The sequence below is a fragment of the Streptomyces sp. NPDC059010 genome (assembly GCF_042740355.1).
GTDB lineage: Bacteria > Actinomycetota > Actinomycetes > Streptomycetales > Streptomycetaceae > Streptomyces.
On record NZ_JBHYJA010000003.1, the window covers coordinates 278,595 to 295,644 of the forward strand.

A 17,050-nucleotide genomic window follows, 5' to 3' on the forward strand; every position below is an offset into this window, starting at 1 on the left:
CCGCGCCCCCCCGGGCGGCCAGGCCCCCCAGCGCCCCCGCCCCCCCCCGGCGGGGGGCCCCCCCCCCCACCCCCCCCCGGGCGGGGGCGGGCCCCCCGCTTCGCCATGTCCGCGCACCCGGACGGGCCGCGCTCGCGTTCCCCCTGGACAGCGGCCTGCTCCCGTACGCTCGCCGCATGACAGAGCAATCAGCGCAGCCCGGCGACGAGGCCCTGTTCCAGCTGCTCGGTCAGCAACGGATCGGCACGCTGGTGACCCTCAAGCGTGACGGCCGCCCCCAGATGTCGAACGTCGGTTACGCCTACGACCCCGAGGCGCGCCTCATCCGGCTCATGGTCACCTACAACCGTGCCAAGACCCGCAACCTGCGCCGCGATCCACGCGCCAGCTTCCTCGTCACCAGCCCCAACGGCTACGCGTACATGATCGCCGAGGGCGTGGCGGAGCTGACGCCCGTCACGACGGACCCGCACGACGCGGTCGCCGACGAACTCGCCGTCGTCTTCCGGGGGTTCCAGGGCGAACACCCCGACTGGGAGGGCTTCCGCAGGGCCATGGTCGCCGAACGGCGCCTGGTCGTCAGGCTCCCCGTGGACCGCGTCTACGGCGCGGCAGGCCGCCGCCTGAGCAGCCCCCGCACCGGCTCGGCCCCGGCCGGCCGTCTGTAAGGGCTCGGTGGCGGCTCAGCGGAACATCAACGTCCGCCGTACCCGAGGCGGCAGCGACCCCACCCGCTGATGCCCCTCCACCACGAGCGTCGGCCCGGGCGCGATCTCCGTGAACCCGGCGTCCCGCACCAACGGCAGCCCGGCGCCGATCAGTTCACGCCAGCGCCCGGGCTCCGCAGTCCGCACGGCCAGCGGAAACCCCGCCTCGCGCCAGGCGTCCCGCTCCTCGTCCGACAGCTCCCACCAGGCGAGCTGCGCCGCGTGCCCCGCCTGCGCCATCGTCTTGCCGGCCGACATGGCGAGCTCGGGATTCACCCAGAGCACCGGCGCCGACGGATCGGCGTCCCCGGGCGGCTCCGGATCATCCAGTTCGGTCCCCGACACCTGGAGCTTCGCCAGCTCCTTGGGCCACCCGTCCAACGGCACCGGCGGAAACACCCGCACCTCGGCCGCCCCGCCGGTGACGGTGATCCCCGCCAGCCCTTCGGCCCGCCGCCACTCGGCCCCCCGGGCCCGCCGCACGACCTTGCGAATCCGAGCGTCCTCCCAGTCCCGCATGGCCTGCGCCCACTCCCCGTCCCCGACGGACCGCTCGTCGCTGAGCATCACCAGCACGGCCCGGGCGGCGGTCTCCAGAGCGTCGGTGCGGGCCGGAGGAGCGGCTTTCTCGATGCGCACGACGAGCGGCAGCACGTACTGCTGAGCTTGATCACGAGCACTGGGCTCGGACCGGAACGGGCTGTCGTGCACGGGAGTGGGATCACTGTTCACGCCCTCCAGTGTGCCAACTCAGGGGCGCGGGGCTGTACCGATATGCGGCTCCGCCGCGTGGGCGCGACCAGCCCCCACCGGCCCGCAGCCGCCCATACGACAAGATGTCCCCATGCATCGCGATCTTCGTCTGGACAACGTGGGCCGCCGCTACGGCCTGCGCGGCCCATGGGTCTTACGCGGCGTCCACCTCACCGTGCCCCCCGCCACCCTCATCCGCATAGAAGGCACGAACGGCACCGGCAAATCCACCCTCCTCCGCCTCCTGGCCCGCATAGACACCCCCTCCGAAGGCCGCGTCAGCGGAGCGCCCCGCACCGCATACGTCCCCGAACGCTTCCCCACCGCCCTCCCCTTCACCGCCCTCGGCTACCTCACCCACCTCGGCACGGTCCACGGCCTGTCCCGCCCGGCGGCCACCCGAGCCGCCCTGGAGTGGCTCGACCGCTTCGGCGCCGCCCCGTACGCCCGTACGCCGATGGCCCAGCTGTCGAAGGGCAGCAGCCAGAAGGTCGCCGTCGCCCAGGCCCTGCTCGCCGAACCGGAGCTGCTCGTCCTGGACGAGGCTTGGACCGGCCTGGACGCGGACGCCCGCGCCGAGCTGGAGCGCGCCGTCGCCGAACGCACCGCCGCCGGCACCGCCGTGGTCTTCGTCGACCACGACCCGCGTCGCCTGGCCGGGGCACCCGACGCGACGTACACCGTGCACGACGGCGCGCTCAATCTCCGTACCGGCGACGGAAGTTCACCACCCACCGGTCCGCACGCGACGGTCGTCGTCCAGGGCCCGAGCGGCGCGAGCCTCCCCGCCGAGGTGACCCGCACAGCGACGGCGACGCACGAGCCGGCCCCCGGCACCCACCACCTCACCGTCCCCGCCTCCCACTCGGACGTCCTGCTGCGCGCCCTGCTGACCGCTCACCCGCCCTGGCACGTGGTGAGCGTGAGCCAAGAGACGACAACAACCACCGCTCCCGACCCCTCCGCCCCTTCCGAAGCCGAAAGTCGCCGATGACGTCGATGAGAGCCCTCCTCCGCTACCAGGCCGCCCTCCTGGCCCGCTCGCAGCGCTGGCTGCCGCCGTTCATCCTGTACGCCGCGTTCCTCGGCATCGGCGTGCAGGGCGGCCAGCCCATCCTCGACTCGCTGGGCTACACGGCCGCGGCCCTGCTGCCCGTCGCCGCCTGGCTGGTGCGGATCTGCGTCACCAACGAGCCGCCCGCCGCCCGCAGCTGCGTCTCCGCGGCGGTCGGCCCCGGCCGGGCGCACCTCGCCGCGGTGCTGGTGGCCCTGGCGGCCGCCGCGGCCCTGGGCATGCTCGCGACGATCGCCGTAACCCTGATCAGCGCCCCGGCGAGCGCGGATCACGAGATGCGGGTGCCGCGGCTTCCGGCGGGCGCGGCCGGGCTGCTCGCCACGCTGGCCTGCGCCCTGCTCGGTACGGCCGTCGGCGCGCTCACCGCCTGGCCGGTGCTGCGCTCGACCGGTCGCGCCGTCCCGACGATGCTGCTCGCGGCGCTGCTGTCGGTGGTGGTGACCGGATCCCCGGCGCAGGCGGCGGTCAGCGGCCTGGTCACGGGCTCCCGCTCGGGCACGGTCCCGATGCCCGTACTGCCCCTGGCGGCAGCGGTTCTCCTCACGGCGGCGGCAACCGCCGTGGCCTGCGCGCTCACGTCCCGCAGATCACCCTGAACAGGCCGTGCGCTGCGCCTCCTGCCTCCCCCACTCTCGAATGCGCTCAAGCGGGGGGACCCCCATGCAGACCGGGCAGAGCGTGATCCCCTTGTACGACTCCGGGTACTCCGTGGGCTCCTGGCACAGCACGCAGTCCGCGTACGGCGGCCCGTCGGCCTTGGGCGGCCTGGTCGCGTCGATCAGGCAGTAGTCGGTGGTGGGCTGCTCCTCGCTCATGACGTCCAGCGTACGAGCCTCAGCCCCGCCCGCCCGCGGCCCCGATCAGCTCGGACACCTTCACGAACCGGAAGCCCTTGTCGCGCAGCGCGGGCACGATCCGTCTGATCACCCGCTCGGTCGTCGGAGCGGCACTGAGCGTGCAGTGCAGGACGACCACGGACCCGGCCCGCACCCCGTCCAGCACCCCCTGCGCGACCGCGCGGGCATTCGTCGCGAACGCGTCCCCGCTGACCACGTCCCACTGCACGGCCGTGACCCCGACCGGAGCCAGTGCCTTCAGAGCGCGCCGGTCGTAGCAGCCGCCGGGAAACCGGAAGTACGGCATCACATCCCGCACCCCCACCTTCTGGAACGCGGTGTACGCCCGCTCGACATCCCCCCGCATCCGCTTCTCGTCGAGGGTCGGCAGGTCGTAGCAGTCGTCGGTGAAGGCGTAGTGGCTGTACGAGTGGTTGCCGACCTCGAACTGCGGGTCCCGCCCGATGGCCCGTGCCTGCCCGGGATACTCCTCGGCCCACCGCCCCGTCATGAACACGGTCGCCGGCACCTTCAACTCCCGCAGCGCCCCGATCAGCCCCGGATTGTCGAACCGTTCCCCCCGCTTCGCCCGCACCCCCTGACCGGCGGTCATATCGGCGTCGAAGGTGAGCGCCACGGCCCTGTCCCCGCTCCGCGAACCGTGCTCGAAGACGGGGGTCAGCCCCTGGGGCCCGGGCGCGAGCGTCGGCGGCCTGGCACCGGGCGACACGGAGGAGAGGGGCGAGGCGGCGGACGCGGAGGGCGCCGGGAGCGGAGCACGGGTGCTGCCGGTCTCCTCGGGCCCCGCACAGGCGGCGAGCGTGCCGAGCGACGCGACCAGGGCACAGGCTGCGGTGACGTTTCGTACTTGAGTGATCACCACATGAAGTTATGGGTGCCACCTGGCCATTCCCGCACGTCGGCGGGTGTGCCGGGCCGGTGTCACCCGCCCGGCGGGGCCGGATCTCTCAGTCGCGGCGGGTGCAGGTGCCCGTCGGTGCGGTGGCCGGTGGGCGGCACTGGAGGTCGAAGTCGGCGGCCTTCTTGCTCAGGTAGCGGCCGATGCAGGTGTTCACCGTCGTACGGTCGCGCTCGGCGCAGAACTTCAGTGCGGCGCGTCCGGTGGGGAAGGGGCCGAGGGCGTAGTACACCCAGAAGCCGCGGCGCAGGGAGGCGTAGTCGTCGCTGCGCAGGACGGCCGCCTCGGGCATGGTGCGGCGGATGGCGGCGAGCCGCTGGTCACGGTTGGCGGTGCCCGCGGCGACCGGCTCGGAGTGGAGCTGGGCGATCCAGCGACCGGCCCGCACCGCGGGGGACGGACTGGCGGACGTCCCCCGGGTGCGGGTCGGGGAGGGGGACGGCCGCTGTTTCGTCGGGTTCGTCGGGGTGGGGCTGGTTGCCGCGGTCGTCGGGGTCGTGGTGTCGCCCGCCGTGTCGTCGCCGTCGGTACCGCCGGGGCGCAGGGCGAGGGCGACGCCCGCCGCCGTGGCGATGACCAGCGCCGCCGCGAGGGCCAGCACGAGGGCCGTACGGCGTCGGGGCGCGGCCACCTGCTGCGGAACCGTCGGACGCGGGGTGTCCAGCCGGGTGGGGACCGGAGCCGGAGCCGGTACCGGGTGCTCTGTGGCCGCGGTCAGTGTCAGCCGGGTCCAGTGCGGTGTCGTCCCCGCCTCCACCGCCGCCAGCATCGCGTCCAGCCGGGCGGCGTCCGGGCGGGCCGCCGGGTCCCGCACCAGCAGCGCGTCGAGCACCGGCGTCAGCGAGCCCGAGCGGGTGGGCGGCGGCAGCGGGTCGTCGAGTACGGCGGCCAGGGTGGCCAGGGTGGTGGGGCGGCGCAGCGGGCTGACGCCCTCCACACAGACGTACAGGACCACGCCCAGCGACCAGAGATCGGCGGCCGGGTTGTCGTCGCCGTGGCCCCGGATCCGCTCCGGGGCCATGTACTCGGGCGAACCGACGAGCTCGCCCGTGGCCGTGAGGCCCGTCGTGCCCTGCAGGGCGGCGATGCCGAAGTCGGTCAGGACCGCGTGGCCGTCGGGGCTCAGCAGGATGTTGGCGGGCTTGACGTCCCGGTGCTGGATGCCCGCAGCGTGGGCGGCCCGCAGCGCGGCGAGTACCTGGCGGCCGAGCCGGGCCGCCTCGACCGGCGTCAACGGGCCGTCGTCGAGCCGCTGCTGGAGCGAGACGCCCGGCACCAGCTCCATCACGATCCAGGGATGCGGGTCGGCGTCCACGATCTGATGGACCGTCACCACATGCGGATGGCTGAGCCGGGCCAGCGCCCGCGCCTCCCGCATCACCCGCTCGCGCATCACGCCGACCGTGTCCGCGTCGGACCGCACCGCCTTGAGTGCCACCTCGCGGTGGAGCACCGTGTCGCGCGCCCGCCACACGGTGCCCATTCCTCCGCTGCCGAGCCGTTCCACCAGCTCGAAACGGCCATCGACGAGATCCCCCGGTGCGTTCATTCCGCACAGGTTAGAGGACGCCGCGGAGGGTCGGCTTCCGCAGGGGAGCCCGTGATCGGGCCGTCACTTGCGCCAGGGTCCGGTCACCGCGAACGTGGTGCCCGGTGTGTAACAGTTGACGTACATCGTCCCGCCGTCGGGCGAGAAGGTGACCCCGGCGAACTCGCCCCACTCCGGTGCCTGTGGAGTGCCGCCCGCCGCGGTAGCGGCTGATGTGATGGCCTGGGCGTTGCGCGCCATCGCGTACACCTCGCCGTGCCGGGTCACGCCGAAGACGTGCTGGGCGCCGTTGCCGTCCTCGCACACCATGAGGCCGCCGCTGGGCGCGAGGCAGATGTTGTCCGGGGACTCGCCCGGCAGCTGCACATCCGTGTCCGGCCCGAAGACGATCACCAGGGTGAGGCGGCGCGCTTCGGGGTCGTAGCGCCAGATCTGGCCGTAGTGGTCGGCGGCCGAGCCCTCGGCGCTGTGGGCGAAGGAGGAGACGAAGTAGACGCCCCGACCGCCCCAGTAGCAGCCCTCCAGCTTCTGTGCGTGCGTGATGCCCCGCGGGCCGAAGTCCTGGAGCCGGACGGGGGTCTGGACGGCCAGCGGGTCCGGTACGTCGACCCACTCGATGTTCTCGAAGGTCGCGCCCGGCTCCTGGATCGAGGACAGGTCGGGTACGCCCGGCACCCGCATCGCCTGGAGCCGGCCGCCCGCGCGCAGGGAACCGAGGCCGCCGAGCGGGGCGTGCGGCAGGAAGCGGTAGAAGAGGCCGAACGGCTTGAGGAAGGCGTCCTCCGTCTCGTAGACGATGCCGCGCCGCGGGTCCACCGCGATCGCCTCGTGCTGGAAGCGGCCCATCGTGGTCAGCGGGACCGCGCCGGAGCGGTACGGGTTCGCCGGGTCGACCTCGAAGATGAAGCCGTGGTCCCGGGTGTAGCCGTTGGTGCCCGCCTTGTCCTCGGTCTCCTCGCAGGTCAGCCAGGTGCCCCAGGGCGTGGGCCCGCCCGCGCAGTTGACGGCCGTACCGGCGATGGCGACGCGCTCCGACAGGACGTGGCCCCGCCGGTCGAGGGTCAGGGCCGTACAGCCGCCCTTGCCCGCCGGGTCGTAGGTGAGGCCGGCGACCGTGGGGACGGGGATCTTCGCGGTGGGGCGGTTCTCGTGGTTGCGGACCAGGTGGACGCGGCCGCCGCCGCCGGGCAGGGCGGTCATGCCGTCGTGGTTGGAGGGAACCGGGCCCTCGCCGGAGCGGAGCGGGTCGCCCTCACGGGACAGGACCCGGTAGCGGAAACCTTCCGGCAGGTCGAGCAGACCGTTCGGGTCGGGGACGAGGGGGCCGTATCCGGTGTGGCCCAGGTTCTGTGCGGCGGCGGTGCCCGCGAAGAGTTCGGTGAGGTTTCCGGCGAAGGCGATCGACACGCCCAACGCGCCGGTTCTGGCGAGGAGTTGACGACGCGTCGTACGACCGGTGCTCGTGTGCTCGGACATGGGCAACCCTTCCTGCTGGCGGACAGGAACTGTGACCCCGCCGTGTCTATCACCTGGTGCCGTTCGCGGGAACCACGCGCGTAGCGTGTGTCACTTCCCGCTCCCGCACCGCATGTGTCACTTCTCGGTGGCGTCCTCGATGATGTCGTCCACCGTCCGCTCGACGTCCCGTTCGGCCGGCGGTTCGACGGCCGGTGGTTCGACGGCCGGCCCGTCGCCCCGCTCGTCGCCCGGCTCGTCGCTCCGCTCGGCGGAGGCGTCCAGGGCGGGACTCGTATCGCGCTGCGCCGGGCGCTTCCCGTCGTGCCCGCGGGGCTCCTCCCTGCCCCCTTCCAGGAAGCGGAGCAGCTCCACCGGGATGGGCAGGACCAGCGTGGAGTTCTTCTCCGCCGCCACCGCCATCACCGTCTGGAGGAGGCGCAGCTGGAGTGCGGAGGGGGCGTCGGCCATCTGGTGGGCGGCCTCGGCCAGCTTTCGGGAGGCCTGGAGTTCGGCGTCCGCGTTGATGATCCGGGCCCGCCGCTCGCGGTCCGCCTCGGCCTGCCGGGCCATGGAGCGCTTCATCGACTCCGGCAGCGACACATCCTTGATCTCGACGCGGTCCACCTGGACGCCCCAGCCGATGGCCGGACTGTCGATCATCAGCTCCAGGCCCTGGTTGAGCTTCTCGCGGTTGGACAGCAGGTCGTCCAGATCGCTCTTGCCGATGATCGAGCGCAGCGACGTCTGTGCCATCTGCGAGACCGCGTACTTGTAGTCCTCGACCTTGACGAGCGCGTTCGCGGGGTCGACCACCTTGAAGTACACGACCGCGTCCACGCGCACGGTCACGTTGTCCCGGGTGATGCCCTCCTGGGCCGGCACCGGCATCGTGACGATCTGCATGTTGATCTTGTGCAGCCGGTCCACGATCGGAACGATCAACGTGAACCCGGGCGCCCGTACCTCTCCCGCCAGCCGCCCGAGACGCAGGACGACCCCGCGCTCGTACTGCTTGACGACCCGCGCCGCGGCCGCGACGTACACCAGGCCCGCGGCGGCAACTCCCGCGGCCGCGCCCAGCAGCTCCTCGACCATGACGGCCTCCTCGCGAAGAGGTCCGTTCCGAATGCTCCTGTAACGATATGCCCGGTGCCTGGTCCGGGGCCATGGACGGCCCCGGACCAGGGTCATGCCTCAGCGCGAGCCGGCGGCGGGAGTCGTACGCCGGTCAGGGCGCCGTGACCCGCACCGGTTCCGTACCGGCCGAGCTGTGCCGCTCGGCCCAGTTCTCCAGGGCCGTACGGCAGGCGTGGTCGAGGTGGTGCAGCCCGGACAGGTCCAGCTCCACCGGACGGTCCTGCGGCAGCGACTCCAGGCTGTCGAGGATCTTCGGCAGCCGCAGGAAGGTCGCGTTGCCCGACAGGTGCGCCTGGATGGGTCCGGCGCCCTTGTCGACGATCTCCAGCTTCAGGTGCGAGGCCTCCCAGGCGGTCTTGGCGACCGACAGGGCCAGACCGATGAGCACGCCCTCGAACATGTTGACCGCGACTATGGAGACGGCGGTGGCCACGAGGATCAGCGCCTCGCCCCGGTGGCCGCGCCACAGCGAGACGATGCCGCGGAAGGGGATCAGCTTGAAGCCCGAGTGGACCAGGATGCCGGCCAGCGCGGGGATCGGGATCAGCGCCAGCGTGGCGGGCAGCAGCGCCGCGAACAGCAGCAGCCACACACCGTGCATGACACGGGACGCCTTGGTCCTGGCGCCCGCCTGGACGTTGGCGGAGCTGCGCACGATGACCGCGGTCATCGGCAGCGCGCCGAGCGCACCGCAGACGGCGTTGCCCGCGCCCTGCGCCATCAGCTCCTTGTCGTACTCGGTGCGCGGCCCGTCGTGCAGCCGGTCCACGGCCGCGGCGCTGAACAGCGACTCGGCCGACGCGATGAGCGTGAAGGCGATGACCGTGCCGATCACACCGACGCTCGCGAGTTCGCCGAAGGCGCTCAGGGACGGCGGCTGGATGGCGCCCAGCAGGCCCTTGACCTCGACGGTGGCGACCGGCAGCGAGAAGACGACCGAGACCAGCGTCGCCAGACCGACCGCGGCGAGCGGACCGGGGATGGTGCGCAGCCGGCGCGGCATCCGCTTCCACAGCACCAGGACGGCGATGGTGCCCGCGCCCAGTCCGATCGAGGCCAGCGCCCCGGTGTTCCCGACGGCCTCGACGAGAGCGCCGGGCAGCCCGGCTATCTTCTCCAGCCCCGAGGCGGGGGCGCGGGGGCCCCCGCCCCCCGGGGCCACCCCCCACGTCGGGGGGCCCCCGGCGGCGGCCCGCGTGGGCCCCCGCGCCCAACCCTCCCGCCCGGGGGGCGGGCCCCACGCGGCCCGGCCACCGGTGACGCACAGGTGCGCTTACGGCGCCATCTCGTAGGCGCCGGACAGCGCCTCGACCCGCTGCCAGACCCGCTCCGTGCGTGCTTCGTCGACGACCGGCCGTCGGACCGAACCCAGCGCCCACTCCTGCTGCTGTTCGGTCGCCGAGTCCTTGCCGTGCAGTTCGACGGCGTGCGCGGAGAAGTCCCGCACGAGGACGGCGAAGAGTTCGTCGAGCACGTCCTCGTCGAGTCCGGTCAGGGCGGCCTGCTCCAGGACGAGCTGTCCGTGCACGACGAGGGCGAAGAGCTGGCCGACCGCGAGGACGAGGTCGAGGTCCCGGCTCTGCTCCGCGTCGGGAGCGGCCGTGGCGACGAACTCGCAGAGCGCGTCGGCCTGTTCGCGGAAGCGGGTCACGTTGGGCAGGTGCGCGTACGCATCGAAGGCGGGCCGCCAGTCGTGGAAGCGCACCGAGCCGAGGCCGCGGGCCGGTCCCTGCCGGAACAGGAAGTCGTCGTCGGCCACGTCGAGGCGGGTCGGCACGGCGGGGTAGTCGACCGGGTCGAGGAGGTGGCTGCGCATGAACTTCAGGATCAGCGCCAGGTTGACGTGGACCGTGCCCTCCAGCTTCGGCAGACCGCGGATCTCCACGGCCGCCTGGCTGAAGTAGTTGTCCTTCTCGAAGCCCTTGGCCGCGACGACGTCCCACATCAGGTCGATGACCTTCTCGCCCTCCGTGGTCACCTTCATCTTCGTCATCGGGTTGAAGAGGAGGTAGCGGCGGTCGTCCGGGCCGGCGGAGCGGAAGTAGTCGACAGCGCGGTCGCTGAAGTACTTCATGCCGACGAGCCTGACGTAAGCGTCGGTCAACTCGCGCCGCACATGCGGAAATCCGGTGACGGGGCGGCCGTAGAGGATGCGGTTGTGGGCGTGGGTGACGGCCTCGTACATCGCGTGCTCGCAGATGCCGATCGAGGCGGTGCACAGGTTGAACTTGCCGACGTTGACGGTGTTGAGGGCGGCGTCGAAGGCCGCGCGGCCGGTGTGCAGGACGTCCTCGGCCGCTACGGGATAGTCCTCCAGGCGGAACTCGCTGACGAACTTGGACGAGTCGACGACGTTCTTGACCAGGTGGTAGGCCGGATGACGGCTGTCGGCGGCGAAGAACACGTAGCCGTCGGGGCCCTCGACGTCGGTACGGCGGCCGAAGACGGAGACGAGTCCTGCGGCGTTGCCGTTGCCGATGTAGTACTTGGAGCCGCTGGCCCGGAAGCCACCGTTGCCGTCGGGCTCCAGCAGCATGTCGGTGGAGTAGATGTCGGCGCCGTGGGCCTTCTCGGACAGGCCGAACGCGAACACCTCGCCCTGGGTGAGCAGTTCCGCGGCGCGGGAGCGGGCGGCTGCGTTGTCGCTCTGCCACACCGGGCCGAGGCCGAGGATCGTGACCTGCCAGGCGTACCAGTAGTCCAGGCCGTAGAAGCCCAGGATCTCGTTGAGCGCGGCGATCCGGGCGGTGTCCCACCGCTTGTCCGGCTCCCCCTCCCCCGCGGCGGACGACGGCGTCAGGAAGGTGGCGAACAGGTTCTCCTTCGCTGCGAAGGCGAGGAAGTCGCCGAGCCACGCGCGGGTCCGGTAGTCCTCGATCAGCCGCTCCTTACCGCGCTCCTCGAACCAGTCGACGGTGGCGCGCAGCAAGCGGCGCGTTTCGGGGTCGAAGTGCGCGGGGTCGTAGGTGCGCGGGTTGAACAGCAGCTGGTCAGCCATGGTGATGACGCCTTTCGGCTGGTGGAGGGGTGGGAATGGGGGGGCCGACGGCTGGACCGGCCGGATCGGCTGGCCCGGCCGGTTCTGGGGTCGGCCGGTTCGGGGGTCGGCGGAGGGTACGGCGGCGATCAGCGGTCCGGACCGAACCGGGCCAGCGTGGCAAGCACGTCGTCCAGCCAGTCGATCATCATCCGCTCGTACGCGATCCCGCCGCGCAGCACGACGTGCTGGAGTTCGCGCTCCGCGTCGAGCGGCGCCCCGGAACCGGCCGCGCTCGCCTCGGGCCCCGTGAAGTCCCGCGCCTCTCCTGCGAGATAGTGCGCCACCCGGTCCCGGTGCACCTGCCGGTGCCGCTCCACCTCACGGATCAGGGCGGCCGGGTCGTCGAAGGCGGCGCCCCGGATCTTCACGGCCAAGTCGTGGCGGACGCTCTCCGGCTCGATCGGATCGTGCAACCAGGAGGACAGCGCGGCCCGGCCGAGGTCGGCGACGCTGTACTCCTTCTTGTCCGGGCGGCCCTGCTGCGGGACATCCGTGGCGTCGACCCAGCCGTCGTTCTCCATGCGCTTGAGCACGCGATAGATCTGCTGGTGGGTCGCGGTCCAGAAGTAGCCGATGGACCGCTCGAAGCGCCGGGCCAGCTCATAGCCGGATCCCGGCTGCTCCAAGAGCGACACCAAAATCGCGTGTTCGAGCGCCATGACGCCGATCCTTCTATGCAACTCGTTGCATAGCAACCTCGCCCGCTCCGATGCGACGCGGCTCACCTTCGGACGGCCCTCGCACCAGCGACGTGTGTCTGTCGTCATCACTCGCGGCGCAGGACCTTCGACCCGTGCCGAGGGCAGATCATGGGGGCGAAGTGGAGATCGAAGGCGTGGGCGTCGAGGCCGAGATGGTGGTGGTCGACGGCGCGCTGGACGCGGTAGTGGACGGTGTTGCGGTGCATCATCAGCTGGTCCGCGGTGGCGGACTGGCTGCGATGGGTGGAGAGGAGGACGCGGAGCGTCTCGCGGAGGAGTTCGCGGCGGCGGTCGTCCTCGGCGAGCTCGCCGAGGGTGATGGAGTCACCTGAGGCTGAATCCACCCAGATGGGTGGCTACGGCCCTCAGCCACGTTCGCCCAAGTCCAGCTGTGGCAACTGATCGAACACCTCGTCGGCGAGGGCGGTGAGCTGGTTGCTCTCAAGCGGGCCGGTATCGGGGTGGTCTCGTATGACGGCTCTGGCGTAGCGCAGGATCCTGACGCTGTCCCGCATGAGCGGCAGGCTGCTCCTGCGCAGGAGGGGCAGTGCGAACCGGCGAATGCTGCGCTGTCGACTGGTCTGGTGAATCCAGAGCGGTGCGTTGTGAACGGCATCCCGTATTACCTCGTCGTCCCGCCGGTAGTGCCGCCACAGGACGTCGAACAGGCGGTCAGCCAATTCCTGTGCGTAGGGCGCGTGCCTGCTCCATTCGTCTGCGGCACGGCTGAGGGCTTCGCGGGCCTCGGTCGGGCGGTGCAGCCAGAGCAGTGTCAAGGCGAGGCCGAGGTGTGCCCACTCATAGTCAGGTTCCAGGGCAGCCGCACGTTCCAGATCGGGCAGGGCCTGTGCCGGCTTGCCGACGGCCCAGGACAGCCAGCCGCGGGCGGCGCTCGGCCATGCTTCGTTGGGCGCCATGGCCACGGCCCGATTTAGATCATCGAGGGCTGCGTCGGCGTGGCCCAATCGGCCCGTAGCCCAGCCCCGCCACGTGAGGGCCCAGACGTTCTCCGGCTCAGCGTCTAGTGCCCGGTCAAGAGCGGCTACGCCGTCCGTGAGCCTGCCCAGACGACACAGCACAAAGCCATGATTGGCGTGCACATAGGCTGTGTCGTCGTCAAGGTCAAGCGCTCGCTCTATTGCTTCCAGAGCCTCCACTGCGCGGTCGGCGTGGTACAGGCACGTGGCTCGCTCCACCCGGGCCCATGCCGATGCGGGATACTGCTCGATAGCGTGGTCGAAGTCGGCCAGGGCCCGGGCAGGGTGTCCCTTGCGCCGCAGAAGTCGTCCTCGGTGCAAGCGCGCCCCGAGATGTTCGCCCGCGGTCTCGACCGCATGGTCGAAGTCCTGGAGCGCAGCTTCGTCATCGCCCAGTGTTTCGTATGTCAGCCCTCGGAAGACGAGTGCCTGGACGTGGTCAGGTGCGACGGCAAGAACCTGGTGGAAGTCGTTCAGGGCGTCGTGATGCCGTCGCATCAGTCGGTAGACGTAGCCGCGACGTGTCAGCGTGTCGGCGTTGTCCGGCTGGAGCTGCAGCAGGCGATCGACATCCGCCAGGCACAACTCCAGTCGGTTGGCGAGTTGGTGGAGCCAGGCTCGTTCGGTGAGCGCGGTGATCCGATGCCCTTCGTCCAGGCGACTGTCGTCCAGCAGCACGGAAAGGAAATCGGTGCAGTCCCTTGCGTCGTCGCCCACGGTGGCGACCAGCGATCCGCCGAGCCTTGCGAGTCGAGCGGCAGCGGAGTTCTCGCCGGCTTGGACGATCGCGTCGGCCAGTCGCCGTGCCATGACCGTGCCCACTTCCGCGGCCCGCACGGCCGCACCCAACGCAGTGGCCAGGGCGCTTTCCTGATACGCGCATAGGAGATGGTAGGTCTCCTCCACCGCGCAGTCCTGCCAGTTCGGATCCCACCAGCCGTCCCGCTCGTCCATCCGCAGGACCTCGCGCCAGTTGCGCCATGCGCCTGCCAGGTCATGATGGCGCTGCCGCCAGCGTTGGGGTGAGCGGCTGCGTTCCAGCCGTAGCATCGCGGTGCGCACCACGTCGTGGAATCGGACCTGCCCCGCGTCATCTTGGACGAAGGGCAGTGTGCGCAGCCATGGGTACTGCTCGCGGCTGTCGGACTCACCGAGCAGGACGTCCATCACGTCCTGATTGACCACACGGGGCAAAGCGCAGGCCAGGGCCGCCGCATGACGCTCCGGCGGCTCCCACCTCAAGAACCGGTCGACGGCATCGCCTGCGTGATCAGTCACCGCGGTGATGTCGGCCGGTCGGCTCTCGGCCAACATGGCCACCAGTACGGGGAGGCACCCGGTCATCTCAAGAATCGCCTCCACCACGGGCTGTGTCGTTATGCCCTTGGCGGCCAGCAGCAGGCGTGCTTCTTCGTCAGTGAACGGGTGTAACGGCAGATAGGCGATGGCATCCAGGTAGGGCGCCCAGGTTCCAGGATGCAGGCGGCGCTGTCCCGCGACGGTCAGCACCAGGTTCGCCGGTAAATCCCCGTAGCGCCCGCTCACCAGGTCGAGCAGCCACTTGCCGAGGAACACCTCGGTGCGCTCGTAAGTGTCAAAGAACAAGGCCAGCCAGGGGGTATCCCCGGAGAGCCGGTGCAGGAGATCCACGAACGGTCCGCTGAGAGCCGCCGCAGGAGCGAGCGGCATACTGTCGGCAGTGCGGGCCCGCTCCGCCAGCGCCGCTCCCACCCGACTCGCGGCTTGACTCACCTCCTGCGCGGTCACGGCGCTGGCCAGCGGCCCGACGACGGGCAGGCTTTGCGCCACCGCCAGTCCGACCCCGGCCGTGATCCGCCCCGTTGCGGAGAGGCCTTCCTCAGCAAGGTCCGGTACGTTCTGGGCTTCTCGCAGTTGCTGACGGTGCGCTGCGAGTGCCTTGTCGAAGGCCTTCGATGCGCTCTTCGGCGCCAACTGGCCAACCAGCGACTCCAGGGTGGCGGCCAAGCTGTCTGACGTCTCGTCCGCTCGCGCGGTCAGTGCTCCCGCCTCTTCCTTCGCCACGCGCTGGAACTGCTCCGTCAGCAGCGTCTTCCCTACGCCTGCGTCACCGTAAATGCTGAACAGGAACCGTCGTTGCTCTTCAGCAGCCTGGAAGTTCCTGCGGAAATCGCCGAGTTCACTCTGGCGACCCACAAAGCCGGCCCGCCGTCGGCGCCGGATCAGCTCCTGCATGCTCGGTGCCTGAGCCACCGCGCCACCCCCCCTGCTGCTGGACACTTCCCGAGGCAGCAGACCAGGGCGCAGCAACCCCCGCCTCCCGCGACCGCGGACCACGGGAGCCGTGATGGCCGCTAACGCCCCCGTCGACTCCTTCCGGCACGCCGTGCGCGCGCAACTCGCCTCCACGCCTTCGCGTACCCGCAGCCCCTTGTCCACAGAATCCGGCTTCTGGCACTGGGTCCGCGCCGCCCTCGCCTTCCGTCCCATCCACACTCAGACCAGCTGTCTTGCCGACACCGACAGCAATGCTCTGCCGCCCGCGGCGGCCGCAGATCCGACGAGCCCCGAGGAAGAGAACGGGGACTCCTCACTCCCGCCGGGCCCGGCGGGACAGGCGCAGCTCGGCGACATGGAGGCCATCGCGCGGCTCGGAAGTCGCTTCGTGGACACGGTGTACAGCTATGTGTACTTCCGGGTCGGCGCCGCCCCGACCGCCGAAGTACTCACCACGGAAACGTTCTTGAGGGCCCATCGCCGTCTCGGCTGCTTCGTCTGGCAGGAACACGAGTTCCGCGCCTGGCTGTTCACCATCGCCCGCAATCTCGTCGCGGAGCACATCAGGTCGAGCCGCTTCCGTCTCGAAGTGACCATCAGCGAGATGCTCGGCGCCGATCGAGGTGCCCACTCCCCCGAACAATCCCTCACGGAGTCCCTGTGGGACGCCGCGCTGCTCGACGCCGTACGCCGCCTCAACCCGCAGCAGCAGGAGTGCGCGACCTTGCGCTTCCTTCAGGACCTCTCGGTCGCCGAGACCGCCCGCGTGATGGGCAAGAACGAGGGAGCCATCAAGACCCTCCAGTACCGGGCCGTCCGCACGCTGGCCCGACTGCTCCCCGACGACCCGACGGGACCGTCAGCCCTGCGGACATCTGGCCCTCCTGCCCGAAGCACACCGGAACCGCCAGGCGAGCCACCACATGGTGATCCCACCCCAGGTGACCCATGGCCTTCCGGGGCATACGCCCCGGGCGCCACCGGGTACGGATCCCTGGGGCAATCGTCTGTCGCGACAGCGATCCAGCGCCGGGCAAATGCGTTCGCGCAAGCCTTGGCCGAGGTAGACGAGACCACTGAGGTCGAAGTGACCACAACCCCAGCGCCAGCCAGCGCTTCGGAGACCAATCGGCTCCTTCATATTGCGTTTCGCATTGGAGAGATCGGTGGGAGGTTCCGTTCTCCCTCGGTGTTCCAGACACCGTTGCTCAATCAGCTCCGCAGCGCTCGCGAATGACCAGGCGTGCCCGAGCAGCTCTCGCTGGCGAGGCAGTGCAGGGCGCCCGTCGCTAAGGGGAGCATGCAGCCTGGAAGATCGCATGACGAGCCCGGAAGGCGATTGTTGGCCGCATTTGGGTCTGTCAGCGGCTGCGCGTGAGGAGCAGGCTACGGGCCCAGGTGACCGCCGGGAGTTGATTTCCGTGGACTATGACGATCGGACCTACCATGGCATTCGCCAGGGCCCGGAGAGCTCGGCCGCGCGCGGGCCCTGGCGAAGAACATCAGCCCGCTCGCATTCGCGTCGAAGGCGTCGAGCCCGGCCCACCGAACGAGGGCACTTACGAGTGCGGCGCACGCTATTGCCGCTGCAGGGCCACGAGTTCGGCTGGGCTACGACGGCCAGGGCACAAGCAGGACAGCC

The 17,050-nt window shown here is 70.9% G+C and carries 13 protein-coding genes and 2 pseudogenes; 4 read left to right on the forward strand and 11 right to left on the reverse strand.

Going from position 1 to position 17,050, the window contains the following annotated elements; genetic code table 11:
* Positions 1-176: 176 nt before the first annotated feature.
* On the forward strand, positions 177-668 hold the full coding sequence (locus ACFWYS_RS04830; RefSeq protein ID WP_384763354.1) for a PPOX class F420-dependent oxidoreductase: 492 nt from the start codon (positions 177-179) through the stop codon (positions 666-668).
* 15 nt (positions 669-683) lie between these two features.
* Here the strand turns inward: ACFWYS_RS04830 and ACFWYS_RS04835 are convergent, their stop codons facing one another.
* On the reverse strand, positions 684-1,439 hold the full coding sequence (locus tag ACFWYS_RS04835; RefSeq protein WP_384763356.1) for a peptidyl-tRNA hydrolase: 756 nt from the start codon (positions 1,437-1,439) through the stop codon (positions 684-686).
* Positions 1,440-1,551: 112 nt separating this feature from the next.
* Between ACFWYS_RS04835 and ACFWYS_RS04840 the strand changes: the two genes are divergently transcribed.
* The gene (locus ACFWYS_RS04840) at positions 1,552-2,454 is read left to right on the forward strand and encodes an ATP-binding cassette domain-containing protein (protein ID WP_384763359.1); all 903 of its coding nucleotides are present in this window, start codon (positions 1,552-1,554) and stop codon (positions 2,452-2,454) included.
* Positions 2,455-2,459: 5 nt separating this feature from the next.
* Entirely contained in the window at positions 2,460-3,131 is a 672-nt protein-coding gene (locus ACFWYS_RS04845; protein ID WP_384763361.1) for an ABC transporter, read from the forward strand.
* On the opposite strand, the gene ACFWYS_RS04850 is transcribed toward ACFWYS_RS04845, so the two are convergent.
* From ACFWYS_RS04850 to ACFWYS_RS04895, 10 genes and pseudogenes are all read right to left on the reverse strand, one after another.
* Positions 3,123-3,350: a hypothetical protein gene (locus ACFWYS_RS04850; RefSeq protein ID WP_384763364.1), complete on the reverse strand. Its 228-nt coding sequence runs from the start codon at positions 3,348-3,350 to the stop codon at positions 3,123-3,125. The genes ACFWYS_RS04845 and ACFWYS_RS04850 overlap by 9 nt on opposite strands.
* Positions 3,351-3,369: 19 nt before the next feature.
* Entirely contained in the window at positions 3,370-4,251 is an 882-nt protein-coding gene (locus tag ACFWYS_RS04855) for a polysaccharide deacetylase family protein (protein WP_384763367.1), read from the reverse strand.
* A gap of 88 nt (positions 4,252-4,339) precedes the next feature.
* Entirely contained in the window at positions 4,340-5,839 is a 1,500-nt protein-coding gene (locus ACFWYS_RS04860) for a serine/threonine-protein kinase (protein ID WP_384763370.1), read from the reverse strand.
* A gap of 63 nt (positions 5,840-5,902) precedes the next feature.
* On the reverse strand, positions 5,903-7,315 hold the full coding sequence (locus tag ACFWYS_RS04865; RefSeq protein ID WP_384763373.1) for a PhoX family protein: 1,413 nt from the start codon (positions 7,313-7,315) through the stop codon (positions 5,903-5,905).
* A gap of 117 nt (positions 7,316-7,432) precedes the next feature.
* Positions 7,433-8,392, reverse strand: a complete 960-nt coding sequence (locus ACFWYS_RS04870; protein WP_384763376.1) for a slipin family protein — start codon at positions 8,390-8,392, stop codon at positions 7,433-7,435.
* A gap of 133 nt (positions 8,393-8,525) precedes the next feature.
* Positions 8,526-9,578, reverse strand: a pseudogene (locus ACFWYS_RS04875) (SulP family inorganic anion transporter); the annotation flags it as partial.
* 129 nt (positions 9,579-9,707) lie between these two features.
* Positions 9,708-11,432, reverse strand: coding sequence for an acyl-CoA dehydrogenase family protein (locus tag ACFWYS_RS04880; RefSeq protein WP_384763379.1), 1,725 nt, complete (start codon positions 11,430-11,432; stop codon positions 9,708-9,710).
* A 128-nt stretch (positions 11,433-11,560) separates the two neighbouring features.
* Positions 11,561-12,133: a PadR family transcriptional regulator gene (locus tag ACFWYS_RS04885; RefSeq protein ID WP_384763382.1), complete on the reverse strand. Its 573-nt coding sequence runs from the start codon at positions 12,131-12,133 to the stop codon at positions 11,561-11,563.
* 107 nt (positions 12,134-12,240) lie between these two features.
* Positions 12,241-12,519, reverse strand: coding sequence for a helix-turn-helix domain-containing protein (locus tag ACFWYS_RS04890; RefSeq protein ID WP_384763385.1), 279 nt, complete (start codon positions 12,517-12,519; stop codon positions 12,241-12,243).
* Between the two features lie 21 nt (positions 12,520-12,540).
* Positions 12,541-15,366, reverse strand: a complete 2,826-nt coding sequence (locus ACFWYS_RS04895) for a tetratricopeptide repeat protein (protein WP_384763387.1) — start codon at positions 15,364-15,366, stop codon at positions 12,541-12,543.
* A gap of 112 nt (positions 15,367-15,478) precedes the next feature.
* Between ACFWYS_RS04895 and ACFWYS_RS04900 the strand changes: the two are divergent.
* Positions 15,479-16,255, forward strand: a pseudogene (locus ACFWYS_RS04900) (RNA polymerase sigma factor); the annotation flags it as partial.
* Between the last annotated feature and the right edge of the window lie 795 nt (positions 16,256-17,050).

Bases quoted from the DNA above. Each gene is read 5' to 3' on its own strand.
- ACFWYS_RS04845 (WP_384763361.1), top strand. From the start codon at position 2,460: ATGAGAGCCCTCCTCCGCTACCAGGCCGCCCTCCTGGCCCGCTCGCAG.
- ACFWYS_RS04895 (WP_384763387.1), bottom strand. From the start codon at position 15,366: ATGCAGGAGCTGATCCGGCGCCGACGGCGGGCCGGCTTTGTGGGTCGC.
- ACFWYS_RS04870 (WP_384763376.1), bottom strand. From the start codon at position 8,392: ATGGTCGAGGAGCTGCTGGGCGCGGCCGCGGGAGTTGCCGCCGCGGGC.
- ACFWYS_RS04830 (WP_384763354.1), top strand. From the start codon at position 177: ATGACAGAGCAATCAGCGCAGCCCGGCGACGAGGCCCTGTTCCAGCTG.
- ACFWYS_RS04840 (WP_384763359.1), top strand. From the start codon at position 1,552: ATGCATCGCGATCTTCGTCTGGACAACGTGGGCCGCCGCTACGGCCTG.
- ACFWYS_RS04865 (WP_384763373.1), bottom strand. From the start codon at position 7,315: ATGTCCGAGCACACGAGCACCGGTCGTACGACGCGTCGTCAACTCCTC.
- ACFWYS_RS04850 (WP_384763364.1), bottom strand. From the start codon at position 3,350: ATGAGCGAGGAGCAGCCCACCACCGACTACTGCCTGATCGACGCGACC.
- ACFWYS_RS04880 (WP_384763379.1), bottom strand. From the start codon at position 11,432: ATGGCTGACCAGCTGCTGTTCAACCCGCGCACCTACGACCCCGCGCAC.
- ACFWYS_RS04885 (WP_384763382.1), bottom strand. From the start codon at position 12,133: ATGGCGCTCGAACACGCGATTTTGGTGTCGCTCTTGGAGCAGCCGGGA.
- ACFWYS_RS04860 (WP_384763370.1), bottom strand. From the start codon at position 5,839: ATGAACGCACCGGGGGATCTCGTCGATGGCCGTTTCGAGCTGGTGGAA.